The sequence below is a fragment of the Streptomyces sp. NPDC111507 genome, assembly GCF_055638955.1.
The window spans coordinates 88,208-110,552 of the sequence record NZ_JBVKBU010000016.1; the positions used below are offsets into that span (position 1 = coordinate 88,208).

The window sequence follows — 22,345 nt, forward strand, 5'->3', positions numbered from 1 at the left end:
CGCACTCCTGAAGCCGCTGGGATGTGGAACGTCTGCCGGTGGTCGCGGTCACCACGTGGATGCCGAGTTCGCCGGCCGCGTCCACGATCCCGCGGGCGACCTCGAGAGTGCAGGGACCGGACGGATCCCGGAACACTGCGATGATCTGCCGCGGTGCCTCGGATTCCCGTTCCCATGGGCGGGTGTACCGTGCCGCGCCAGCAGCTCCTCGACCCGAGGGATACCCCCGCCTCCTGGCCGATGCTCGTCAGCAGACCGTATTGCGAGTCGACCCGTCCCTTGTCCTGAAAGGTCAATGTCCTTGCTTTCCTGCTGGCCCCCGACGACCGGACACGCCGCCTCGAGCCACTGACCAGGGGAGACATCGTGTGAGCCTGGCCTATGCCATGTGGCGGATCCTCTGTGGGTGCCAGCCCGGTCGCGGTACGGCTTCGAGCAGGGCCTGCGTGTAGGGGTGCTGCGGTGTGGTCAGGACGCGGGAGACGGGGCCCTCCTCGACGACGCGGCCGGTCCGCATGACCACCGCCGTCTGACAGAGTTGCCGTACGACGGCAAGGTCATGGGTGACGAAGACCAGGGTCGTGCCGCAGCGTTCACGCAGGTCGGTCAGGAGGTTGAGGATCTGGGCCTGGACGGAGACGTCGAGGGCGGCGACCGCTTCGTCGAGGAGCAGGATGTCGGGTTCCACGGCCAGGGCGCGGGCGATGGCGGCGCGCTGGCGCTGGCCGCCGGACAGGTGGGCGGGACGGGCGCCGGCCTGGTCGGGCAGGCCGACCGTGTCCAGGAGTTCGGCGACGCGGTCGGCCGTGGCCGAGCCGTGGCCCAAACGGCGGCCGTGCAGGCGCAGCAGTTCGGCCAACCCGGCTCCGATGGTCTGGCGGGGGTCGAGGCAGGAGTACGGGTCCTGGTGCACGATCTGGACGGTCGCCGCCCGGGCCAGGCGCGCCGTGCGCCCCCTGGGCCGTTCGTGGACCGGCTCGCCGTGCAGGAGGATGTGGCCTGCGGTCGGCTGTTCCAGGCCGGCGACGAGACGGACCACCGTCGACTTCCCGGCGCCGGATTCGCCGACCAGGGCCAAGGTCTCGCCCCGGCGGACCTGGAAACTGATGTCCTCGCAGGCGGTGACCTCGCCGTGGCGGCTGGGGTAGCGCTTGGAGAGGCCGGTGACCTCGAGCAGGGCGGTCACACTTCCTCCTTCGTACGGTCGAGGTCGCCGGCGAGTTCGTCGGCGCGGTGACAGGCGACGGCGCCGTCCAAGTCCGGCAGCAGCGGTGGGCGTTCAACGCGGCAGCGGTCCTCGGAGAAGGCGCAGCGCGGGGCGAAGGGACAGCCCTGGGGGGACTCGTAGGCCGCTGCCGGCCGCCCGGAGATGACGGGCAAGCGGGCGCCGGGCGCGCCCAGGCCGGGCCGGGCGGCCAGCAGTCCGGCCGTGTAGGGGTGCCGGCGGCCGCAGTGCAGGGCGGCGGCGGGGCGTTGCTCGACGATGGTGCCCGCGTACATGACGGCGATGCGGTCGCAGACCGCGGTGGCCAGTTCCAGGTCGTGGGTGACGAAGAGCAGGGCGAGGTTCCGCTCGTGGCGCTGTTCGTCGAGGATCGCCATGACGTCCTGCTGAGTGGTGACGTCGAGGGCGGTGGTGGGTTCGTCCGCCAGCAGCAGGCGCGGGGCGGTGACGAGGGCGGAGGCGATCATCATGCGCTGGAGCAGGCCGCCGGAGAGCTGGTGGGGGTACTGGTCGAGGCGGTGCGGGCCGTCCGGGATGCCGATCTCGGCCAGCAGTGGTATCAGCCGTTCCTCCGCCTGGGCCCGGTTCAGGCCCTGGTGGCAGACGAGGGGCTCGGTGAGGAAGTCGCCGAGAGTGCGGACCGGGTTGATGTGGGCGCGGGGGTTCTGGAAGATCATCGCCGCGTCGTGGGAGAGGTAGCGGGTGAGCCGGGCCCGGTTCATCGCGCGGACGTCATGGCCTTCGAAGGCGACCGTGCCGCGCGAACGGGCGCCCTGCGGCAGCAGTTTGATGACCGCACGCGAGGTGAGCGACTTTCCGGAGCCGGATTCTCCGACCAGGCCGAGGGCCTCGCCGGGCGCGAGGTCGAAGGAGGCGTCGCGGACGAGGGTGCGCGATGCCTGACGGGGGCGGTGCAGGTCGATGCCGAGGTGCTCGACCCTTAGCAGAGGCGGAACGGCGGTCATCGCAGGGCCTCCTGGTGGCTGCGGGCGATCATCGTGTCCCCGAGGAGGTTGAACACGACGACCGTGAGGACGATCAGGCCACCGGCCATCAGGCTCTGCCCGGGTGCACCGGCGAGCAGCGAGGACTGCCCCTCCGACACCGTCAACCCCCAGTCGGCGGTGGGCGGTTGGACGCCGAGCCCGAGGAAGGACACCCCGGCGAGGTCGATCAGCGCCGAGCCGAACGCGGCGGTGGCCTGGGCGACGACGAAGGGCGCGAGGTTGGGCAGCAGGTGGCGCAGGTTGATCCGCCAGGCCGACATCCCGGCGGCCTCCAGGGCGGCGACGTAAGGGAGTCGGCGTTCGCGCACCGCGACTCCGCGCACGATGCGTGTCATGTACGGCAGGTAGGCGATCGCCAGGGCCACCACGGGTGCGGTCAGTCCGGGGCCGAGGACGGCGACGGTGAGGACCGCCAGGAGCAGGCCAGGGAAGGCGAAGAGGACGTCGTTGATCCGGCTGACGATCCGGTCGAGGCGGCCGCCCCGCCAGGCGCACAGCAGCGCGAGGCCGACGCCGCCCATGGTGGCGCCGGTGATGACGAGGGCCGGGCCGAGCAGGCTGATCCGGGCGCCGTACAGCAGGCGGGAGTACAGGTCGCGGCCGAGGGCGTCGGTGCCGAGCCAGTGTGCGGCGGACGGGTCCTGACTGGCGGCGGCCATGTCCACGGCGTCCGGCCGGTGCGTGGCGAGGACCGGGGCGAGCACGGCGAGCGCCACGAGGAGTGCGGCCACCGTGGCCAGCAGCGTCGTGGACGGGGCGAGGCGGCGCAGCGGCAGACGCAGGGAGAGCACACGGGTGCCGAGTCGCACGGAGGATGCGTCGCTCATCGGGAGCTCACCGCCCGGATTCTCGGGTCCAGGGCCGCTTGCAGGGCGTCGGTGGCGGCGTTGACGACGATGAAGACCACGACCATGAGCAGGCCGATGGCCTGGACGACGGGGGTGTCCTTCTGGGCCACGGCGGCCACCAGGGTCGCGCCGAGGCCGCTCAGGCCGAATGCCTGCTCGACGACGACGTCCGCGGCGATCAGCCCGCCGACGGTCAGGCCGGCGGCGGTACTGATGGGGATCATGGCGTTGCGCAGGATGTGCCGGCGCAGGATGCGACGCGTGGGCAGGGCCCGGCTGCGCGCGGTCTCGACGTGTTCGCGGTCGGCTTCCTCGCGTACGGCCGCCTTGGTGATCTGGGCGAGGTAGGCGGCCGAGGCGAGCGCGAGGGTGAGGGCGGGCAGGGTCAGGTGCTGGAGGCGGTCGCCGAGGGATGGTCCGCCGCCGCCGAGGGCCGGGAACCAGTGGACCTTCACGGCGAGGAGCGCGACGAGTGCGGAGGCCGCGACGAAGGAGGGCACCGCCAGGCCGACGCCGGTGAGTGCGGTGATGGCCGTGCCCATACGGCGGGACAGCGCGGCCCAGATGCCGAGCCCCAGGCCGGCCACGAGGATCAGCACGGCGGCGTATCCGACGAGCAGCAGGGTGTCGGCGATGCGGGGGCCGATGAGCGAGGAGACGGACTGACGGTACGTCAGCGATGTGCCGAGGTCGCCCTGGAAGACGCCGGTCAGCCAGTTCCAGAACCGGGTGAACAGAGGCTGGTCGAGGCCGATTTGGTGGCGGATGGCGTGCAGGGTGCGTTCGGAGGCGTGCGCTCCGGCCAGGCGGCTGGCGGGGTCGCCGGGGGCCAGATCCAGCGCGGCGAACAGGGCGAAGGCGGCGGCCAGCACGCTACCGACGGTTCCGATCAGCCGTAGGAGGACCGTGGACGCCGTACGGGCGAGGGGCTTCATGGCGTTCACCTGCTGCCGACCAAGGCGAGGGACGGGGAGAAGAGCTGGGCGAAGGAGGTGGTGGCGCCGGTGATGCGCTTGTTCATGTACGTCACCTCATGGAGGGAGAGCAGCGGGACGGCGAGGGTCTTGGCCTCCCAGCGGCGCTGGGCACCGGTGATCAGCGCGGCGCGTTCGCGGGGGTCGAGGGTGGCTTGTGCCTTCGTGAGCGCGGACGTGGCGGCGGGATCGTCGAAGCCGGCCCAGTTGAACATCGCCTTGGGCAGGACCAGGTTGGGGATCCAGTCCAGCGGGTCGGGGATGTCCAGGAAGGTCTCCGCCAGTACGAAGTCCAGTCCACGGCGATAGGTGGGGTCGTAGAACATGCTGGAGAACTGCAGGGCGGGTAGCTGGCGGATCGTCAGTTTGATGCCGAGGGACCGGGCCGCCTGCTGGATCACGGCGGCGGCGTTGACCTGGTCCTGGTTTCCCGCCTGGACGGCGAGGGTGCCGGAGCGAAGGTGGGGGTACTTGGCCACCAGGGCGCGGGCCTGCGCCAGGTCGGCGGTGGTGGGGGAGGCGTGGGCGAGGGGCAGGGCGGCGGCGGCCTTCTCATAGACCGCTTTGGCCTCGGGATCCCAGCCGGCGGACGGCAGCACGGTGGTGCTCGGTGTGGCGGCGCCCCGGAAGACGGTGTCGGCCAGCTGCGTGCGGTCGACGGCCAGGGAAAGCGCGCGGCGGATGTCCGGTTCCGCGGCGATCCCTGTGTCCTGGAGCGGGGCCACCTGTACGGACTTGAGGCTGGGGCCGAAGTACAGCTGTCCGGCGACGCTCCCCTTCAGGGTGGGCAGCGCGGCATTGGGCACGTCGAAGGCGCCGTCGATGGCGCCGCTGGCCAGCGCCTGGGTGAGCGCGGTGGTGTCCGTGACGAAGAGCAGGGTGACCTTGCGCGCGTGCGCTCGGTAACGGGCGTCCCAATAGCGCGAGTTGGACTTCAGCTCGATGCTCGCGCCCGACTTCCACGCGGCCAGTTCGAAAGGACCCGAGCACATCAGGCCGCCGGCTGCGGTGCCGAACTTCTTGCCGGCGTGCTCGGCGTACCGGGCCTGGACGACGGTGCCTGCGGTGGTGGCGAGTTCCTTGAGGAACAGTTCGTCGGGGCGGGTGAAGCGGACGGTGACGGTGTGGAGGTCGGTCGCCTCGATGGAACGGACGTTGACGAAGAAGGAGTTGGCGATCGCGTTCGGGTCCAGTTGCCGCTTGAGGCTGTAGACCACGTCGGCGGAGGTGAGCGTCGTGCCGTCCCAGAACCGTACGCCGTCGCGCAGGTGCAGCACGAGCGTGCGCGGATCGGGCCGGTCCCACGAGCGGGCCAGCGCGGGCGACGGACTGAAGTCGGGGTTCAGGCGCAGGAGGCTGTCACACAGGTTGCTGACCACCAGATACGGCGACGAGTCGCCCGCCTGCTGGTAGTCGAGGGTGGTCGGCTCCCCGGCGGGCAGGTCCCACACCAGCGAGTTGAGCCGGCCCGTCGCCGCATCGGAGGTGTCGCGCAGGGCGGCGCTGCCGAGCTCGGTGCGCGGCAGACCGGTGCAGCCTGCCAGCACGAGAGCGGCCAGCGCGAGGAACAGACACCGAAGGCGGCTCACGACAGGCTCGCCGCGTCGACAACGGTCAGGGACAGATGGGAGGCGTGCTCCCCGCCGGTGAGCAGGGTCTGCACGGTCGTCTTGCCGTCGACCGCGAGCCAGGGGTTCTCCTGCGTGCCCGGGTGCGGCAGATAGGTGGGGAAGTCGCTGGAGGCGATGTGCAGACGCAGGGCGTGTCCGGGGCGGAGGCGATACCCGGCGTGGGTGAGGTCGAAGGTGACCGGCGCGGGCGGGCCGCCCGGGATCAGCCGCTGACCTCGTACCAGTACATGCGCACTGCCGTCGGGGGACACGTCCAGCAGCTTGAGGAAGACATGGGCGCTCGGCCCGTCGGTGCCGACCGTCAGCACGGCCCGGACCGGGCCGGCCAGGTCCAGGGGTTCACCGACCGGATCGGTGCTGAAGGTCGGCACGTCGTTGCGGCGGTGCAGGGGTGACTCGTCGACGTGGAACCGGAGCGCGGAGAAGGAGTCCTCCAGGAGACTGGGCACCAGGTCCGACGGATCGTGCACCCAGGTGACGGCCTCTTCCTGGACCGGCGCCTGTGCCCGCAGGCTCTCCGCGCCCAGGTGCAGACGCAGGGGGCGGGAGCCGGGAGGCGGCCAGGTGTCCGCCGTACGGTCGCCGAGATGGCCGTGGTGCCAGCGCACCCGGGGCAGTCGCTCCGCGGTGCCCTCGCCCTTGACGAACACGTCGAAGAACGCGACGAGGGGGTCCAGGTAGCGCGGCAGGAGCCGCTCCACCGCCGCGGCCACGTCCGCGTGGTCGAGTTCGGGCGGTACCGGGGCGTCGTTCAGGTGGTAGTTCTCGTGGTCGATCGAGTCGACGTGCAGGTACTGCAGCGGGGCCCAGCCCGGGCGGGAGGCGAGCTCGGTCCAGTCGTTGATGCTCGGCTGGAGGCAGTTGTCGAACCAGCCGGCCTGATGCAGCACTGGCAGCGGACGGCCGTCGAAGGGGTGGCCGTGCGGGAACGCGGGCAGCGCCGCCACCTCGGGAAGGAAGCTGTCCCACATGGCAGGCCGGGCGCCGATGCCGTCGGCTATCTCCTCCAATGCCTCGATGAGGGGGCGACGGGTCAGGTCGGGCTCGAACTCGTAGACCCACCTGTCGGTCCAGTAGGCGGCGAAGTAGAGGGCGCCGAACAGCTGGGTGACGCCGTCCCGTTGCCAGTAGTCGGGGCGGATGCCGTCCGCGCCGGTGACCCTCGGGGCAATCGCCTTGAGCGCCGGGTGCCCGGCGGAGGCGGCCGCCCACTGGGTGGCGCCGTAGTACGAGTCGCCGAACATCCCGATCCGGCCGTCGGACCACTTCTGGCGGACGATCCAGTCGATCGTGTCGTGGCCGTCGTCGGCCTCGTGGACGAAGGGCATCGTCTCGCCCTCGGAGCGGAACTTGCCCCGAACGTCCTGGACGACGACCGCGTAGCCGCGCGCGGTCAGGTAGGCGGCGATGCGGTCCATGAAGACATAGCGGCTGTTCTTGTCGTAGGGCAGCCGGACCAGGGCCACGGGGAGGCGGCCGTCGTGGTCGGGCGGCAGATAGAGGTCGGTTGCCAGGCGCACCCCGTCCCGCATCGCGACCATGACCTGGGTCGCGGTGCCGGGGACGGGGGCGGGTTCGGCGCGGTGCACGGGGAGAGGCATCTCACGGCTCCGGGAGGGAAGCGGGGGTGCGGTGCGGGATACACGGGTGCGTGCGGAGGGTGGCGCCGGAGGGGGTACGTGGCGTCGACGTGGCCCTGATTGAACAGCAATGTGAACACTGTTGTCTAGGTTGTTGTCCATGTCGTTGTCTGGACTGATCACAGGGTTGTTCCCTAGGATCATCCGCAGGTATGGCACGCATGTCAGACAGCGGGAGGGAAGGCCATGGGAGCGGCAGGAACCACCGGAGGGCGACGCCGGGGGAGCACGCTCACGCGGGAGCAGATCATCGAGGCGGCCGTGGAGATCAGCACCGCCGAAGGCCCGGCAGGCGTCTCCTTCCGAGCCCTGGGCGCTCGCCTCGGCGTCGTCGCCACGGCGTTGTACCGGCACTTCCGTGACAAGGACGAGTTGATGCTCGCCCTCGCCGACCAGATCTTCGTGGAGATCGGCGAGCGGTTCGCCGCCACCGGGGACTGGGCGGACGACCTGCGTCAACTCGCCCTTCTGGGAAGGGATGTGGGCCGACGGCACGCGGTCACCCTGGCGTGGCTCGGCTACCGCAACACGGGCGGCCCGGGCGACCAGGCCGTGGCCCTGGCCACCCTCCGGCTCCTTCTGGACGCGGGCCTGACGCAGGAACAGGCCCTCTTCCACTACGAGCTCTTCACGGACACCGTGATGGGTCTGCTCACCCTCGACGCCATGCGCGAATCCCTCGACGACGACGTCCGCCGGAAGGACGACGCGGCTCTCTCGGCCCTCTACGCGGACATCGCCCGCAACGAGCCCAGGGCCTCCCGCGTACCGGCCCTCGCCATCACCCTCGACGAGGACGCGCTCTTCGCCGCCCAGATCGACCTCCACATCCAGGCGGTCCGGGCGACGGCGCACGGCGACGCCGACACCGCGCCCTCACCATGAGGTATGCCTGCGCCAGTGTGCGGAGCACCGGGGAGGAGATCGGTGTGGGCAGGGTGCGAGGGTGTGGACCAACGCCGGCGTGGGCCAAGGGAAGTACGCCTGCGCGGGTTCCCTCTCCAGGGCCCGTACGACGTGCCGGGCCGCCCGATCCTGGCTGATCCGGAACGGCTGGGCAGGCCGTCGCCGCCGAGTACGGGTCCTGGCGGGGATGCCCATCAGCCCTGCGAGGGAGTTGGTGTGGGCGATCAGGTCGCAGTTCGGCCGGCCGCCCATCTGGTCGATCAGGGGAACGGGGTAGTTCACGACGATGTCGTGGTTCAGCGCCATGATCCGTGCGATGTCCGCGACGCTCACCTGGTCCATGTACGTGTACGGTCGCTGCCCGGCGTTGAGCAGGGCCACATCGAGGGAGCCGTACTCCGTGACGGAGGCCGTGACCACGTCGGCGGCCGCCCGCGGGTCGAGGGCCTCGGCGGCGATGTCCAGGCAGGCGCTGCCCGCTGCTCGTATCTCTTTCGCCACGGCGGCCGATTCGGGGGGCGTCGCGCCGTGCGGACCAGCCGGGTGCCATCGGGGGCGAGTGGGCGTGCCACCTCGGTGTCGATGCCCGAGGAGGTGCCGACGATCGGAACCGTCCGGTCGGTGATGCGCGCCATGGTGTCCCCTTGCTCCGAGGACGGGCCAGTACAGGTGCCCGCCTCGCATCGGTACGCGGGCAGGGGCGCCGGTCGGGGCCGGGGCCGTGCCTGGAGGTAGACGGCGCCCTCAATGGCCGCCTGCCTCCGGTGCGCACACTGCACGTGCCGTCGGGCCTCGGTGTCGGCGATGCCCGGTGATCGGCGTCAGGGCGCGGTGTGCGGCTCCTGGGCCGCCGCGAGGACGCGGCGCGCGTTCCAGGACCGGCTTGTCGACCCATCTGTCCGTCAACCGTGGTGACCGACTCTCCCGCGTCCAGGACAGCGCGTGCCCACTGGATCTCCTTCGCTGGTGGCGCGAACGCCTTGTCCACGTACGGGAGTTGAGTTGAGCCGGATGTATGCACAGCTTGACGGTGCTACCCAGTCGCTGCGCGTAGGCGAGGTCGGTGCGCAGTACGTAGACGTCCCGTACAGCGGTGGTGACGCCGTCGACCGGCGGGGCGATGCCCGCCAACGCGAACGCGATGATCAACCGGAATCGGGCGTAGGTCAGCGGCGTGTGGTCGTCGTGGGCGACGCCGAGCCCGGCGGTCAGATCGACGTTGCCGAGGACGGCCCGGAGGACGCCGGGCGTGGCCCAGACCTCGCGGGCGCGCTCCACGCCGAGCGCGCTCTTGATGAGCGCGATGAGGTGGCACCGACCTGCCGTGCGGGCGGCGAACTCTGTGAGGAGGGCCGCGTCCTCGCCCTTGGGCACCATCACGGGGCAGCCGTGGCCGGCCGCGATGCCGACGTCGGCCTCGGACCAGGGCGTTCGGGGAGCGTTGATCCGTACGATCGCACGGTTGCCGTCGGCGAGCCAGGCGGCGACGGCGTCTTCGAGGTCGACGATGACCAGGCCGGCGCCGGAGGCGGCCGACTTGTCGAATCGGTCGGGCCGGTGGACGGGACGAAGAGGAGACCGCGGGCGGTGTACGGCGGGTTCATACGAAGGTCACCTCCGCCGTGGCCCTGCGCGTCGGGCTGCTCACGGGTTTCCGGGAGGTCGTGACCGGGCTTGGTCGGCTGTCGCCAGAGGTGGCTGGAGACTCGTACATCGTGTGCCGCGGTCAGCGGTCAGCCGTCCGCGCATGCGTCATGGCCGTCGGGTTCGCGGTGCCCGCCGCCTTCCTGCTGGCGGCAGGACTGCGCCGACTGCCCGGATTCTGGGAGGTGTTGGGAGGCCGACTGCATCAGTGGCGGAGCTTCGCCGTGCCGTCGTTGTGGCTACGAGTGCCCTCCGGAGGTGGAGGCAGTCCGTTCCGTCCGTTCCGTCGCACGGGGCTGGGGCGCTGCCGTCTGGGTCAGGCCGCGCTCCAGGTCGTCGAGGGCGCGGCGGGCGGTGGCGATGCGTTCGAGTAGATCGTCGGGGTGCTCTACGGCTGTCGGGGGACGCCGGTCCGGCCGTTCGTTCTCCTCCATGTCGCGTGCTTCGTCGAGCGAGGTGATGACGACGCCGATGAGGACGTTGACGAGAACGAAGGAGGCGAGCAGCACGTAGGAGGCGTAGTAGAGGATGCTCCAGTGGGAGATCTCCAGGCCCGCGTGGACCGCGTCGCCGATGCCGTCGAGGGTCATCAGGAGGAAGAGGGTCAGGACGGCGCGGCCGATGGAGCCGTAGTGCTCGGGGTCGTGGCGGGCGAAGAAGACCCAGCCGACCATCGCGTAGACGTACAGCAGCAGGGCGCCGACAACCAGGAAGCTGAGAGTGCCGGGGAGGCTGCGGCCGACCGCGACCAGGAAGACGCGCAGCTGCGGCAGGAAGCGGGCGGTGCGCAATACCCGGGCGAGGCGCAACAGCCGCAGCACGGTGGTGTTCTCGCGGACGACGGGCAGGAAGGCGCTGAGGACGACGGCGAGGTCGAAGAGGTTCCACGGGTCCCGGAAGAAGTCCCGGGGGCGGTCGGCGTGGGCGGCCAGGCGGAGCACTATTTCCACCGTGAAGGCGGCGACGCAGGCGTGCTCGGCGAGGCGTAACCACCGGTTCCAGTCGTTCACCAGTCCGCTGTACGTCTCGACACCGAGCAGTGCTGCGTTGGTGAGGATCAGGGCGAACACGGTGGCGGCGAACCAACGGGCCTCCGTGACGGCGCGACACCGCCGCGCCAACGTCTCACGGGCCATCTGCCTCCCGGCGGTCACATCCGTCATTCCGCTCTGTTCCTCCGTGCAGCGCGCTGTTCCCGGCCAACCGGGCTGGAAGGCGGGCTTGCTGAGCGATCATGCTCCAGGAGAGACTTCTACAGCAATGTAGAGAGTGATGCGTCGCCGGTACGCCGTTTCGGCCGCCGCCCGTCCTTTGGGGGAGCACATCTGATGTTCGGCCTGAGTGAACTTGCCCTGATCCTCCTCGTCGTCGTGGTGGTCCTGGGTATCAAGAAGCTGCCCGAACTGACACGTTCGGCGGGCAAGGCGGCCCGCATCTTCAAGAGCGAGGCCAAGGCGCTGAAGAACGACGAGCGGTGAACGTGCGCCGGCCTCAGCCCTGTCAGGGGCCGCGGCCGGCGAGGTGTCCGTCGTCAGGCTGCCTGCGGCTGCGGGAAGCAGCCCAGCAGGTCGTCCAGGCTCACCATGCCGGTGAGGCGGCCGCAATCATCGCGGACGACAGCGAGCGAGGCCCGGCGGCGCAGCAGATCGATCTTTCCGGCCGCCGCGCCCCGGAAACCCGCGAACCCGCTGACGGCGCGTGCCCGGTCAGTGATTCTGTGCAGCCGCTGCTGAGGATGCTGGTCGATCACGCGGATCAGGTGGGCGGATAGAGAACAGAAACGCGAACCGCACGATGACCAGCACAGCGCTGACCACTCCGATCGCGATCAGGACATTTCTGAGGTCGGACCGGCTCAAGTGGCGCAGGGCGTATTGGAGTTCCACGCCGACCAGGACGAACAGGGCGCCGTTGATGATGAAGGTGGCCAGCGGCCAGAAGGCCATGGCCTGGCGACGGTGTTCGGCGCGGATGAGGCTCGGCGCCACCTGGGCCATGATCAGCCCACTCACCATGACCGCGAGGGCACCGGAAGCGTGGATCAGGTCGGCGAGCACATACGCGGTGAACGGCGGGAGAATCATGACGAGTTTGCCCAGCAGGGGATCGTCCAGGCTGCGACGCAGGTTCATGTTGACCCAGACCACCGCAACGCCTACGGCTGCCCCGCCGCCGTAGGCCAGGAGGGAGAGTGTGCCGACGCGCGGGAGTGTCAGGTGCTCCTCGCCGACCGTGAAACCTGCGGCCAGGCCGTAGATGACCAGCGCGGTGCCGTCGTTGACGAGGCTCTCGGCTCGTAGCACGGTGATCTGACGGCGCGGCAGGGAGCCAGCCAGGGCGCCGACCGCCGTGGCGTCGGTGGGAGCCACGGCCGCGCTCAGCACCCACGCCGGTCCCCAGGGCAGCCCGAGTGCCAGCAGCAGCACCCCGTCCGCGGAGGAGTCCCCACGGCTTCTGCCCGTCGAACGAGTTGACCTCGGGGGATCCCGAAGGACGGCACCGACGACCGGGTAAGCCGCGCTGAACTGCCCCTAACGGCGGGCGCGGGAAGGTTCGTTGTTGAGCGACCGCGCTGGCACGCGGTCGCGGCGGGCGGCTCTGTTCACCAGATGTCGCGGACAGAGCCAACCGTGCAGTTGCACGACCGGCGGCGGCCCGGGCTTCGATCGGCATCAGTGGACCACCACGCTCATGGCACACCCACGGCCCCGCATCACGCGCATCCGCGATCACGACCAGCCGCAGCCGGGAAACGCCGCCCCCGTCCACGCGGCCACCATACGGACACCTGCCTCATCCGCCCAGCACGGGACAGGAAGGTAAGAAAAGACTCACTGTGCGGCAGATTGCGCTGATGACGAGCGGCCCTGGTCCGTCCGTCGGTCAGTCCGGCTGCTTCTCCATGTGCTCCAGCACGCGGTTCGAGATCTGGGCGAGCGTGCTGAGCTCCTGTGGTGTCAAGGCGTCGATGAAGAGTTGGCGGACGTGCTCGACATGAAGGGGAGCGGCGGCTTCGATCGCCACGTATCCGGCCGGGGTTGCGACGATGAACGCTCCGCGTCCGTCGTCGGGGCATTCCTCCCTGGCCACCAGTCCGCGCTTGGCCATCCGTGTGACCTGGTGGGACATCCGGCTCTTCTCCCACTCCACCAGATTGGCCAGTTCCAGGAAGCGCAGTCGGCCGCCGGCTTCGGTGAGTTTGACGAGCACGATGTAATCGGCGGCGGACATTTTGGAGTCGGTCTGCACCCGGCGGGACAGTCGGCCGATGAGCTGCTCCTGCATGCGGATGAAACTGTCCCAGGCAGCCTTCTGCTCGGGGTCGAGCCAGCGCTGTGTCTCCTTCATGGACCGAGTGTAACGAAATGGTTGACAACTCATCTATTTGTCTCGCTCGGAAGTCGGCGTCGTTGACGTGGCCGAAGAGGAGTGAGCCGGCGTCGATCGGGAGGCCCGGCGGCGGCTCGCGACTGACCCCGGCCGGGACGCCGGGGTCGACAGCGGGGCACGGTCCGAGGCTCGGCGACGCAAGCGGTGGTGGCTTTTCGAGGTGTTCCCTGCGCCGCCTCGCCCGTGGACAAGTTCCGCTTTGCAGCTGCTCGGCCTCCGACAGGTTCGCCCCCCTCGCGAGCCTGATCGAGACTGCCAGTTGGACCAGCACCCCCGCGCGTCACGTCCCTCACACGAGCACACCGACATTCACCAGGGCTGTCACACTCCGCCCGCGGCTCGGGGCCGTAGGCGGTGCTGCATCAGCCCCGCCACGCACACCACCACGGGTACGGCGGCGGCGGGCACCGTCCACCACGGGATGCTGATCCACGTCGCCGGCAGACCCACCCCGAAACAGACCGCGGTGATGGTGATGAGCAGCCGCTTGCCGTACGGATTCCAGGTGAAGGGCTCGTAGGCACGGGGCCGGACAAGACGCACCGCACCGAACACGAAGGTCTGGGCCGCAACGAGCGCGGCGAGCACGCCGATGGCAGCGTTCATCTGGAGCTCGTCACGGGGCGCCTCCGAGGTGTTCTGCCGTACGCCGTTCTTGCTGAGCACCACGATGTCGCGGCGCCAGGCGGTGGCCGTGACCCGATCGCCCGGCGCGAGCCGCTCCAGGAGCGGCCCCGGGTCGCCGAAGGACACGGTTCCCCGCCAGGAGTCCCGATCCGTCAGGGTTGCCTGGTAGGAAGAGCTCTTCCCCGAGGTCTTGTTCACCGTCTTCTCCACGGTGAGGTGCCAGGTACTCAGGCAGTCCGTCTGTCCCTGCTCCATCGCGCGTGAGGAGCACGCCTCGGCCGCGCGGTAGTCCTGATAGCGCTCGCTGTCGGAGGGCAACCACCAGGAGAACACCAAGTAGCAGCCTGCCGCCGATATCAGGGACAGCAGGATCAGCAGCATGCCCATGAACCGCGCCCGACCCGGCGCCCGCCGGTCGGCACCGTCCTTGCCCGGCAGTTCGTCCGTGCGGTGAGCCCTCGCCCGTGCCGTTGTCATCGCCTACCCCCTCCGCCTCAGCTTCCATCAGCCAGGACAGGAATACATCCAGGTCGCACGGCAGTCTGAGAGAGGAGTCGCTTCCGCATCCCGGCAATTCCAGCGCCATGGGGGCGCAGGGTGAGGTCTGTCTCTGGTTGCGGGTGGCCGCGACGAACAGCCCCCGAAGGCCCCTGTCGGGACGCGCCCACCGTTTCGGCGGCAGCACGCGCGGCCTCGGACAGCGGTCGGCAGATCCAACGCAAGGCACCAGGGCGAGTCGCATGGCGGGCCAGTCGTATCGCGGGACGGACCACCGCCCGAGGCGCACCCCAACATCCGTATACCGCTCTTCGTCGAAGCCTGGCGGCCGTTCGCCGCGTGAACCTATGCGCAGGCGGCAGCCTGGCTGTCGGTCACTTCCGGAATCGTGTGCGGGATGCCCCGGCGCCACAGGTAGTCGTGGCACGGCCCGTTGCTGTAAGCCTCGGCCGCCGCGAGGCTGTTGGCCTTCTTACGGGGCCTGCCCGGCCCGATCCGCGGGACGCGGATCTTCTCCAGCACGGGCTTGAACCGGGTGCAGTCAGCCCGCTGTTCTGGCGTGACGATCAGGGACAACGGGCGGCAGCGGCCGTTCGCACTCGGGTGGAGCTTGGTGGTGAACCCGCCGCGCGTGCGGTCCAGGCCCTCACCTCCTGCACGAGCTCCACCAGGCGGGCGACGAGGCTCTGCCACGGCAACTCGTCGAGGTGTTCTGCCGGTCCGGGCCCCTGTGAAGCGGGGGTCGGCGGCGGATCAGTGCGAGCGCCGGCCGCATGCTGGTGGACGCGGACGATGGGGGAGTCGACCGAGATGTCTCAGTCGATGTCATCCGCGGCGTCGGCCTGGGCTTGGACCTGCTGGAGCAGAAGTGTCGGCACGGCTCCGGCCGTTCCTGCCCATCAGCAACCGGCGTTCTGGCAGGTGGCGGGACCCGCGATAGCCCGGTCCCGGCATTCTGCTCGAATTGGGTGGTCGGCTATCAGCACCCGTCAGCACCCATCCGCTTACGGCAGGGAGCAGCTGCATGATGCGGCAAGCAGCACGCCGACCAGCGATGGGCGCCCACAGACGTACGTCGGCCACAACACCCTGCGTAGTCTCGGCACCTGCCGCTACCGCTCCTCCGATCTCCTCGACCGGCACATGCCCTACGCGACTGACGGGGTGTCGCCGGGCATGCAGGTGATGGCCTCGAAGAGGAGAAGGCCTTGATCCACCAGCTCCTCCCTCGAGATGTCCAGAACTCCGTTGAACCAGCTCAGCAGCATCTCACTGACCGCGCCCACCACGGCCACGGACATGGTGGCGGAGTCGATCCGGGGATCGTGAAGCCCTTCCCTCAGGAGGGAGTCCACGAGGCCGCTCATGCGCTGCAGGCCCAGACGTCGTTCGCGTGCTGTGAGGGGACCGGCACCCAGGGATTCCGCGAGTTTGACGCGCCCCTTTCTCGGGTCTTGCAGAGGAAGCCCGACGACGACGTCGATCATGTTTCGAGCCCGGTCGCGCAGCGGCTGGTCCGTGCCGATCGCCTCGGCGCATCGGGTGATCTGTTCCTCGTAGATGTCTCTGATGAGCGCTGCCATGAGGTCGTCGAGGGATGAGAAGCTCTCCGTGAAGTACCTGTCCTTCACTCCGGCGTGGCGGAGTACCGCACTGATCGACGTGTGGGCGTACCCCTGGCTGGAGAAAAGTTCGAGACCACTTTCCATGAGGCGCCGACGGCGGAGCGAAGTGCGCTGTTCCGCCGTTGCTCCGCCATATGTCCTCATGATGTGCCACCTCTCCTTGAGGCGTCCTGCTCACGGTGCGTTGTCGCGCACCGGGGCCCGGCCTGCCGACCTGGATGCCCACTGTCATCGCGTGAGGTCCTGGGCCGTCGGTTCGGCCTTCCCTCATCGGGCGGCAACCAAAGTTTTTCTCCCCATTTTCTACCCATCTGGTGACGTATTACCCCAGATAGGTGTAACGTCGCATTTATTCAGTCGTGAACCGTGAAAGCGCTCCTCGCGAGGCCGGTACCAGCCGCAAGGGGCGTCGCAGATGTGGCCCACCCGCAGGTTCGACGCGCTGGGCCACGGCCTGAGAAAGTCACGACCGGTAGCGGCCCGCGTACCGCGCTGAGCGCCCTCGTGCCCGCTGGTCATCCACGTATCGAACGCCACGGAGTGCCGTGGTCCCACGGCCATGCCGAGGGGAGAGTTCACCATGAATCCCAATCATCTGTTCATCGGCGGACGCTGGGTACACGCGTCCGGCGATCGCGTCATCAACGCCGTATCCGCGAGTACCGGCGATCAGCTCGGTGCCGTACCCGACGGTTCCCGGGACGACATCGACCGGGCGGTCGGGGCCGCTCGTGCCGCATTCGACGCACCGACCGGCTGGGCCTCCTGGGACACTGAACGTCGCGCGTCCGCCATGATCCGTCTCGCAGATGCGCTCGATGCCAGGAAGGGGGCGACGTCCGCCGCCGTCAGCGCACAGAACGGCATGCCGATCACTGTCGCCCGGTCCTTCGAAGGTGTGGTGCCGTCAGCACTGCTGCGCTATTACGCGGGTCTGGCCGACAGCATGCCGTGCGAGGAAATGCATACCGGACTGCCCCGTGGCACCACCCTGGTCCGCCGGGAACCCGCAGGCGTCGTAGCCGCCATCATGACCTGGAACTTCCCTCAGACCATCGCCTTCTTCAAGATGGCCCCGGCTCTGGCGGCCGGTTGCGTGCTCGTCCTGAAGCCGGCGCCGGAGACGGTCCTCGACTCGGTGCTGCTGGCGGAGGCGGTCCAGGAAGCGGGCATCCCCCACGGCGTGATCAACATCGTTCCGGGCGGCCGCGACACCGGCGCGTATCTGGTCTCCCATCCTGACATCGACAAGGTGTCGTTCACCGGATCCACCAGAGCGGGGCGTCAAGTGGCTGCCGCATGCGCCAAGTTGCTACGGCCGGTGACCCTGGAACTGGGAGGAAAGTCCGCCGCCGTCGTTCTCGACGACGCCGACCTTGCCGCGAACCCAGACCAGTTCTTCATGGCCAGTCTGCTGAACAACGGTCAGACCTGCTACGCGAGTACCAGGATCCTGGCCTCCCGCAGCAGGTATCGGGAAGTGGTCGAGTTCTGTACGGCGATGGCCCGTGACGCCGTCGTGGGTGACTCACTCGACCCCGACACCCAGATCGGCCCGCTCGTCAGCCAGCGCCAGCGCGAACGTGTGCTGGGTTACATCAAGACCGGCCTCAACGAAGGGGCTCGGCTCACCACCGGAGGAGGCCGGCCGCCCGGCCTCGATCGAGGCTGGTTCGTCGAACCCACCGTATTCGCCGACGTCGACAACTCATCGACCATCGCGCAGGAAGAGATCTTCGGCCCGGTCCTCACGATCACCTCCTACGACGGCGAGGACGAGGCAGTGCGTCTGGCGAACGAGTCGGCCTACGGCCTCGCCGGCACCGTCTGGACCACGGACTTGGACCACGGTGCCCAGGTGGCCCGCCGTTTCCGGACCGGCACCGTCGGGCTCAACGGCTATCTGCCCGACCTCACCTCCCCCTACGGAGGCAGGAAGGCCAGCGGACTCGGCAGCGAACTGGGGCCCGAAGGGCTTCATGCATACCAGCAAGTCCAGTCGATCTACCACCCTTGATGCGACTACCACCCCTGATGCAACTACCACCCCTGATGCGACGGCCGGCATGCGTCGCCCGGCTCGGCCGAGTCCAGGCGACGACCATCCGGCGGGCGAGGGAGCCAGCATGACTTCCACCGGAACCGAAGGATTCGATTACATCATCGTGGGCGCCGGCAGCGCCGGTTGTGTGCTCGGGGACCGCCTGAGCCGCGACGACCGCGTCCGAGTGCTGCTCCTCGAAGCGGGCGGCCCCGATACCGACGAACTCATCCACATCCCAGCCGCGCTCGGCATGCTCTTCGGATCGCATACCGACTGGAGCTATCGGACGGTTGAACAGCCCCAGCCGGGCCGCACCTTCTCCTGGCCCCGGGGCAAGACACTGGGCGGGTCGTCATCCACCAACGTCATGATCTACACCCGGGGCAACCAGCACGACTACGACGGCTGGCGTGACGAGTACGCTGCGAAAGGCTGGGGCTACGACGACGTCCTGCCGTATTTCGTGAAGTCCGAGTCGAACCGCCGCCTCGGCGAGCCCTATCACGGTGCGGACGGACCCCTGCACGTAGAGGACCGCGTCTACACCCACGAACTCTCACGGTCCTGGCTGGACGCCGCCGTGGAATGGGGACTCGACCACAACGACGACTTCGCGGGTGCGTCCCCGGTCGGCGCCGGCCTGTACCAGGTGACATGCCATCACGGGCGACGATGGTCCGCGGCCGACGCCTATCTGCGCCCGGCCCTTGCCCGACCCAATCTCACGGTACGCACCGGCGCCCTGGCAACAAAGATCACATTCGAGGGATCACGCGCGGTCGGCATCACCTATCTCCGCGACGGACAGGAGCGGACGGCCCACGCCGACCGAGAGATCCTGCTCTGCGGCGGATCCATCAACTCGCCCCAGTTGCTGCTCCTGTCGGGCATAGGCGATCCCGGCGAGTTGCACGATGTAGGGATAGACGTCCGCGTCCCCCTGCCAGGGGTCGGGCGGAACCTGCAAGACCATCTGATGGCTCCCGTCGTGTGGGAGACCCGGAACTCCACTGACATCGTCCGGGACCTGCTCACCCCGGACAACCTCGACCGGTGGCGTGCCCGGGGCGACGGGCCCTTCGCCTCCAACTACGGCGAGGTCGGCGCGTTCCTCAACGTCACGGACGGCACCGGCCGTCCTGACGTCCAGCTGGTGGGAGGGGCCACGGCGCTCATTCTCAGCGGTGAGGAAGTACCTGACCGGCCCGTGTTCACGATGAACTGCTGCCCCCTGAACCCGCGGACTCGCGGCGCCGTCCGTCTCGCGTCGGCTGATCCGCAGGCCCCACCGCTGATCGATCCCCGGTACTTCGACGTACCCGCGGACATGTCGGTCATGGTCGCCGGACTCAGAGCGGTCATGGGCATCGCCCACCGCGCACCGTTCGCCGCACACCTGGCGCGAGCGTACCTGCCGGCCAGTGACGACCTGGACTGTCGGGACGGCATGGACGACGCGGCTCTCGAAGAGCACGCCCGCAGGTGGAGTGCCACGGCCTATCACCCAGTGGGCACCTGCGCCATGGGAACCGGAGACGACTCAGTCGTCAATTCGGACCTCGAGGTCTACGGAGTCGAGCGACTCCGTGTCGTCGACGCCTCAATCATGCCGACTGTCATCAGCGGAAACACCAACGCACCCACCATCATGATCGCGGAAAAGGCGGCCGATTGGATCGGGTAGCAGCGTCGCCGTCAAAGTGGCGAACCACACCGGGTGCCGGAGCCCAAGCATCTGATCAAGGGCCTCCAGCGGACGGTGTATCAGGCCAAGGCATCCGGACCGCCGTCCATCGTCCTGACCGGTGCCTGCCTGGGAGAGAACGCTGATCTTTACATGGCGGTCGACGCCGCCGCGAGCCAAGGGCTGTTCGTTGTTGTGCCGGATGGTGACGGTGACGAGAACATGGACGCGTTCGAGTACTCGCCGCCCGCAGGCGCCTCCGGCACGTTCACCGTCGCAGCCTCCACTCTCACGAACGAGCGCGCCCACTTCGTCATGCGCATAACGCTCCCTCTCTCGCCGCAGCCTGCTCGGTGGGGTTGTGCCCCCGGATGCAGAGGCCGATCTGGGCCTACGTGCGATTTCACCCACCACGGATGGTCCCGCCTTGACCGAGCCGCCCCCGAATCCCGACGGCGCCGACGAGTGCGCTCACGGCGGCGACTCCTACGCCCAGAGCTGCGGCGGCCGTCTACACGGCCCGCATGCGTGATCAACAGTTCCACAGGCAGGGCGAGGAGGAGCACCAGGCGCAGGTCCTGGTGGTCGCGGTCCTGAAGGCGAGGTCATCAGAGGTGCCTTCCTACGCGCCGGCGCGGGCGTGCAGCAGCGGTGCCGGGAGCAGGCTCTGCTGCAGCGGTTCAAGTGCTTTCCAACGCCGCTGGTCGGCGACGGCAGGGGTGGCCGCCACCAGTTCAACGTCCAGGCAAGCGGCCCCGGTCAGGGCCTGCGCCCCTCGCGGGACCGGATGCCGTCGAGGACGAAGAGTGACGCTCACGGTGGAAGCTCCGCCTCGGGGTGTACTACTGATGGGTCGTCACGGAGCACCACCGGACCCGTGCGAGATACGACTGTCATCCGATGTCATCCGGTGTCATCCGACGGGGACGGCGTCCTGCCCCCGAAACAGTTCCCATCGCCCGCGGGCGGCTGTGAGCCAGGGCCTGCCCGGCGGATCTTGCCGGACAGGCCCGTGGTCCCGAGGAGGGCTCAGCGCTTGAGCGTGAAGGTGAAGTCGCCGGAGAGCTTGCCGCTCAGCCGGACTGCCGAAACGAGCTTCCCCTCCGTGATCAGTCTCTCGACCTCGGCCCGCGAAAGACCGCACCCTTGAGTGATCAGTTGCACCGGCCGGACAGGGATCCGCGCCGCAAAGCGGACCGAGACGTCGATCACCTCGCGGTCCAGGTGATCCGATCCGCCGGTGTCGAGGCGCCAGGCGCCCGCCCAGTCGAGGGCGATGCGATTACGGCGCCGCACGACCGGATCCTGGAGCAACTCGGCTGCCAGACCAGGGTCGTTGTCGTGCAGCCGGTCCAGCAGCTCAGGTCGTACGGAGCGCACGTTCATCCGCTCCAGGACCGTGAGCTTCGCCGTTTCCCCGCAACCGGTACAGAGTACGAGGAGCCAGGCGTCGAGGAGCTTGTGATGTGCGTTGACGCGAAATTTACCGTTTGCCTGGAATCGCTCGGACGTGCACGTGTGGCAACGGCGGAGAACGAGCGGCAGGCAGGTGGGCATGACCACCCAGTTTTCGAGCACAGAAGTACACCGGTTTCAGTGAGAAGTCCGCAGCAAAAAGCAGCGCGGCGCAACAAGCGCGACGCGCGACGAATCAGCACTCGGGAGGTCTCACACGGTGTACAACGGGACGTCCTTGCCTAGGCGACTTGGTTCGACAGCACGGTAATGGCGCACAGCGGCGCTGCTCCACTGGTTTTCGAGCGCCTCACCACCCGGTTCCAGCCAGCGGATTGAGGTTCCCCCGGAACGCGGAGGATATTGACAGAGGGTCAGATGGGACTCATGAGAGGAACATCGACCAGGGCCGCTCCCAGAGAGCGCCGACGGCGCCATCGGCTGCCCATACCAGGTGGCCAGCTGCGCGGGGCGCTGTTGAGTTGAACCTCGTCTGCCTCACATCGTGGCCGTACGAGTGGTTGGACGCGCCGCGCCCGGAAGGGGGCCACCCACACCGTCCAGGCCGACAACGGCGACCGGTACTCGGTGTGAACGGTCACGCGATCACCGCACGCCTCCAGATCACCGACGGGCAAGTCCCGCTCGGCGTCCCGGCCTGGCCCGCCCGGCCGGACCCAGCTCGCCGTCCCACCCTTGGTCCCTGGGTGCCACGTCCGGCGTCTTCCCAGGCGGACTGCGCCGCGCACGGAGCTGGGTCCAACGGGATCCACCGACCTGAGCCGCTGATCAGTTGTGTCATCGGCGCCTCGGCCCGAGGTGGGAAGGCGCCTCGATCGGGTTCGGTTTCGTCACACCCATCCCCGTGCTGTACGCCTTGCTGTACGGTCGGAACATGTCGAAGTCAGTGACAATCCGAGTCCCCGAAGAGCTCCACGCACAGTTGCAGGAGCGGGCCGAGGCCGAGGGCACCACGGTCACCGCGCTCATCACCGAGGCCGCGCACAACGCGGTCCGCGATCCCCGCCTGGACAGTGCCGCCGACGTCTTCCGTGCGTTCGTCGCGGACAACGCGGCCGCGTTCGACGCGGCGTTTCCCGACGATGCTCCCGCCCGGCTGGACGCCTCTGGACGGACTGCTGCCTGA

21 protein-coding genes are annotated in these 22,345 nt (G+C 69.0%); 5 read left to right on the top strand and 16 right to left on the bottom strand.

Annotated features, from left to right (window positions below):
* Positions 1-379: 379 nt before the first annotated feature.
* From ACZ7M2_RS41370 to ACZ7M2_RS41395, 6 genes are read right to left on the bottom strand one after another with little or no spacing between them, the layout of a single operon-like run.
* Positions 380-1,186, bottom strand: coding sequence for an ABC transporter ATP-binding protein (locus ACZ7M2_RS41370; protein ID WP_471599709.1), 807 nt, complete (start codon positions 1,184-1,186; stop codon positions 380-382).
* Positions 1,183-2,190, bottom strand: coding sequence for an ABC transporter ATP-binding protein (locus ACZ7M2_RS41375; RefSeq protein WP_471599710.1), 1,008 nt, complete (start codon positions 2,188-2,190; stop codon positions 1,183-1,185). The genes ACZ7M2_RS41370 and ACZ7M2_RS41375 overlap by 4 nt, the downstream gene beginning before the upstream one ends.
* On the bottom strand, positions 2,187-3,059 hold the full coding sequence (locus tag ACZ7M2_RS41380; RefSeq protein ID WP_471599711.1) for an ABC transporter permease: 873 nt from the start codon (positions 3,057-3,059) through the stop codon (positions 2,187-2,189). The genes ACZ7M2_RS41375 and ACZ7M2_RS41380 overlap by 4 nt, the downstream gene beginning before the upstream one ends.
* The gene (locus ACZ7M2_RS41385) at positions 3,056-4,015 is read right to left on the bottom strand and encodes an ABC transporter permease (protein ID WP_471599712.1); all 960 of its coding nucleotides are present in this window, start codon (positions 4,013-4,015) and stop codon (positions 3,056-3,058) included. Before ACZ7M2_RS41385 ends, ACZ7M2_RS41380 begins: the two co-directional genes overlap by 4 nt.
* A 5-nt stretch (positions 4,016-4,020) precedes the next feature.
* Positions 4,021-5,643 carry an ABC transporter substrate-binding protein gene (locus ACZ7M2_RS41390; RefSeq protein ID WP_471599713.1) on the bottom strand — a complete coding sequence of 541 codons (1,623 nt, stop codon included), beginning with the start codon at positions 5,641-5,643 and terminating at the stop codon, positions 4,021-4,023.
* A complete protein-coding gene (locus ACZ7M2_RS41395) occupies positions 5,640-7,286 on the bottom strand; it encodes a CocE/NonD family hydrolase (RefSeq protein ID WP_471599714.1) in 1,647 nt (548 codons plus the stop codon). Before ACZ7M2_RS41395 ends, ACZ7M2_RS41390 begins: the two co-directional genes overlap by 4 nt.
* Before the next feature lie 225 nt (positions 7,287-7,511).
* Between ACZ7M2_RS41395 and ACZ7M2_RS41400 the strand changes: the two genes are divergently transcribed.
* Positions 7,512-8,210, top strand: a complete 699-nt coding sequence (locus ACZ7M2_RS41400; protein WP_471599715.1) for a TetR/AcrR family transcriptional regulator — start codon at positions 7,512-7,514, stop codon at positions 8,208-8,210.
* On the opposite strand, the gene ACZ7M2_RS41405 is transcribed toward ACZ7M2_RS41400, so the two are convergent.
* From ACZ7M2_RS41405 to ACZ7M2_RS41415, 3 genes are all read right to left on the bottom strand, one after another.
* Positions 8,202-8,732 (bottom strand): SDR family NAD(P)-dependent oxidoreductase, encoded by a 531-nt coding sequence (locus ACZ7M2_RS41405; protein ID WP_471599716.1) that lies wholly within the window; start codon positions 8,730-8,732, stop codon positions 8,202-8,204. The two genes, ACZ7M2_RS41400 and ACZ7M2_RS41405, sit on opposite strands and share 9 nt — an antisense overlap.
* Before the next feature lie 243 nt (positions 8,733-8,975).
* Positions 8,976-9,746: an aldolase/citrate lyase family protein gene (locus ACZ7M2_RS41410; RefSeq protein WP_471599835.1), complete on the bottom strand. Its 771-nt coding sequence runs from the start codon at positions 9,744-9,746 to the stop codon at positions 8,976-8,978.
* Positions 9,747-10,114: 368 nt separating this feature from the next.
* Positions 10,115-11,038 carry an ion transporter gene (locus tag ACZ7M2_RS41415; protein WP_471599717.1) on the bottom strand — a complete coding sequence of 308 codons (924 nt, stop codon included), beginning with the start codon at positions 11,036-11,038 and terminating at the stop codon, positions 10,115-10,117.
* A gap of 165 nt (positions 11,039-11,203) precedes the next feature.
* Between ACZ7M2_RS41415 and ACZ7M2_RS41420 the strand changes: the two genes are divergently transcribed.
* Positions 11,204-11,353 carry a twin-arginine translocase TatA/TatE family subunit gene (locus ACZ7M2_RS41420; RefSeq protein WP_352050611.1) on the top strand — a complete coding sequence of 50 codons (150 nt, stop codon included), beginning with the start codon at positions 11,204-11,206 and terminating at the stop codon, positions 11,351-11,353.
* A gap of 53 nt (positions 11,354-11,406) precedes the next feature.
* Here the strand turns inward: ACZ7M2_RS41420 and ACZ7M2_RS41425 are convergent, their stop codons facing one another.
* The 6 genes from ACZ7M2_RS41425 to ACZ7M2_RS41450 all read right to left on the bottom strand — a co-directional run bounded on the left by ACZ7M2_RS41425 (position 11,407) and on the right by ACZ7M2_RS41450 (position 16,159).
* Complete coding sequence (locus tag ACZ7M2_RS41425; RefSeq protein ID WP_471599843.1) at positions 11,407-11,625, bottom strand: hypothetical protein; 219 nt, start codon at positions 11,623-11,625, stop codon at positions 11,407-11,409.
* Positions 11,582-12,301 carry a cation:proton antiporter domain-containing protein gene (locus ACZ7M2_RS41430; RefSeq protein ID WP_471599718.1) on the bottom strand — a complete coding sequence of 240 codons (720 nt, stop codon included), beginning with the start codon at positions 12,299-12,301 and terminating at the stop codon, positions 11,582-11,584. Before ACZ7M2_RS41430 ends, ACZ7M2_RS41425 begins: the two co-directional genes overlap by 44 nt.
* 457 nt (positions 12,302-12,758) lie before the next feature.
* On the bottom strand, positions 12,759-13,223 hold the full coding sequence (locus ACZ7M2_RS41435; RefSeq protein ID WP_471599719.1) for a MarR family winged helix-turn-helix transcriptional regulator: 465 nt from the start codon (positions 13,221-13,223) through the stop codon (positions 12,759-12,761).
* 363 nt (positions 13,224-13,586) lie between these two features.
* Entirely contained in the window at positions 13,587-14,369 is a 783-nt protein-coding gene (locus tag ACZ7M2_RS41440; RefSeq protein ID WP_471599720.1) for a hypothetical protein, read from the bottom strand.
* A gap of 366 nt (positions 14,370-14,735) precedes the next feature.
* Positions 14,736-14,966 (bottom strand): hypothetical protein, encoded by a 231-nt coding sequence (locus ACZ7M2_RS41445; protein ID WP_471599721.1) that lies wholly within the window; start codon positions 14,964-14,966, stop codon positions 14,736-14,738.
* A gap of 572 nt (positions 14,967-15,538) precedes the next feature.
* The gene (locus tag ACZ7M2_RS41450) at positions 15,539-16,159 is read right to left on the bottom strand and encodes a TetR/AcrR family transcriptional regulator (RefSeq protein WP_471599722.1); all 621 of its coding nucleotides are present in this window, start codon (positions 16,157-16,159) and stop codon (positions 15,539-15,541) included.
* Positions 16,160-16,595: 436 nt separating this feature from the next.
* Here ACZ7M2_RS41450 and ACZ7M2_RS41455 point away from each other — a divergent pair, with 436 nt between their 5' ends.
* Together ACZ7M2_RS41455 and ACZ7M2_RS41460 are read left to right on the top strand one after the other, a co-directional pair.
* Positions 16,596-18,032, top strand: a complete 1,437-nt coding sequence (locus tag ACZ7M2_RS41455) for an aldehyde dehydrogenase (RefSeq protein WP_471599723.1) — start codon at positions 16,596-16,598, stop codon at positions 18,030-18,032.
* A gap of 109 nt (positions 18,033-18,141) precedes the next feature.
* Positions 18,142-19,743 (top strand): GMC family oxidoreductase, encoded by a 1,602-nt coding sequence (locus tag ACZ7M2_RS41460; RefSeq protein ID WP_471599724.1) that lies wholly within the window; start codon positions 18,142-18,144, stop codon positions 19,741-19,743.
* A gap of 1,029 nt (positions 19,744-20,772) precedes the next feature.
* On the opposite strand, the gene ACZ7M2_RS41465 is transcribed toward ACZ7M2_RS41460, so the two are convergent.
* A complete protein-coding gene (locus tag ACZ7M2_RS41465; protein ID WP_471599725.1) occupies positions 20,773-21,321 on the bottom strand; it encodes a DUF1062 domain-containing protein in 549 nt (182 codons plus the stop codon).
* A gap of 772 nt (positions 21,322-22,093) precedes the next feature.
* On the opposite strand from ACZ7M2_RS41465, the gene ACZ7M2_RS41470 reads away from it, so the two are divergent.
* Positions 22,094-22,345: a YlcI/YnfO family protein gene (locus ACZ7M2_RS41470; protein ID WP_060894546.1), complete on the top strand. Its 252-nt coding sequence runs from the start codon at positions 22,094-22,096 to the stop codon at positions 22,343-22,345.

Bases quoted from the DNA above. Each gene is read 5' to 3' on its own strand.
- ACZ7M2_RS41470 (WP_060894546.1), top strand. From the start codon at position 22,094: ATGTCGAAGTCAGTGACAATCCGAGTCCCCGAAGAGCTCCACGCACAG.
- ACZ7M2_RS41375 (WP_471599710.1), bottom strand. From the start codon at position 2,190: ATGACCGCCGTTCCGCCTCTGCTAAGGGTCGAGCACCTCGGCATCGAC.
- ACZ7M2_RS41395 (WP_471599714.1), bottom strand. From the start codon at position 7,286: ATGCCTCTCCCCGTGCACCGCGCCGAACCCGCCCCCGTCCCCGGCACC.
- ACZ7M2_RS41460 (WP_471599724.1), top strand. From the start codon at position 18,142: ATGACTTCCACCGGAACCGAAGGATTCGATTACATCATCGTGGGCGCC.
- ACZ7M2_RS41455 (WP_471599723.1), top strand. From the start codon at position 16,596: ATGAATCCCAATCATCTGTTCATCGGCGGACGCTGGGTACACGCGTCC.
- ACZ7M2_RS41450 (WP_471599722.1), bottom strand. From the start codon at position 16,159: ATGAGGACATATGGCGGAGCAACGGCGGAACAGCGCACTTCGCTCCGC.
- ACZ7M2_RS41385 (WP_471599712.1), bottom strand. From the start codon at position 4,015: ATGAAGCCCCTCGCCCGTACGGCGTCCACGGTCCTCCTACGGCTGATC.
- ACZ7M2_RS41435 (WP_471599719.1), bottom strand. From the start codon at position 13,223: ATGAAGGAGACACAGCGCTGGCTCGACCCCGAGCAGAAGGCTGCCTGG.
- ACZ7M2_RS41380 (WP_471599711.1), bottom strand. From the start codon at position 3,059: ATGAGCGACGCATCCTCCGTGCGACTCGGCACCCGTGTGCTCTCCCTG.
- ACZ7M2_RS41420 (WP_352050611.1), top strand. From the start codon at position 11,204: ATGTTCGGCCTGAGTGAACTTGCCCTGATCCTCCTCGTCGTCGTGGTG.
- ACZ7M2_RS41440 (WP_471599720.1), bottom strand. From the start codon at position 14,369: ATGACAACGGCACGGGCGAGGGCTCACCGCACGGACGAACTGCCGGGC.
- ACZ7M2_RS41400 (WP_471599715.1), top strand. From the start codon at position 7,512: ATGGGAGCGGCAGGAACCACCGGAGGGCGACGCCGGGGGAGCACGCTC.
- ACZ7M2_RS41415 (WP_471599717.1), bottom strand. From the start codon at position 11,038: ATGACGGATGTGACCGCCGGGAGGCAGATGGCCCGTGAGACGTTGGCG.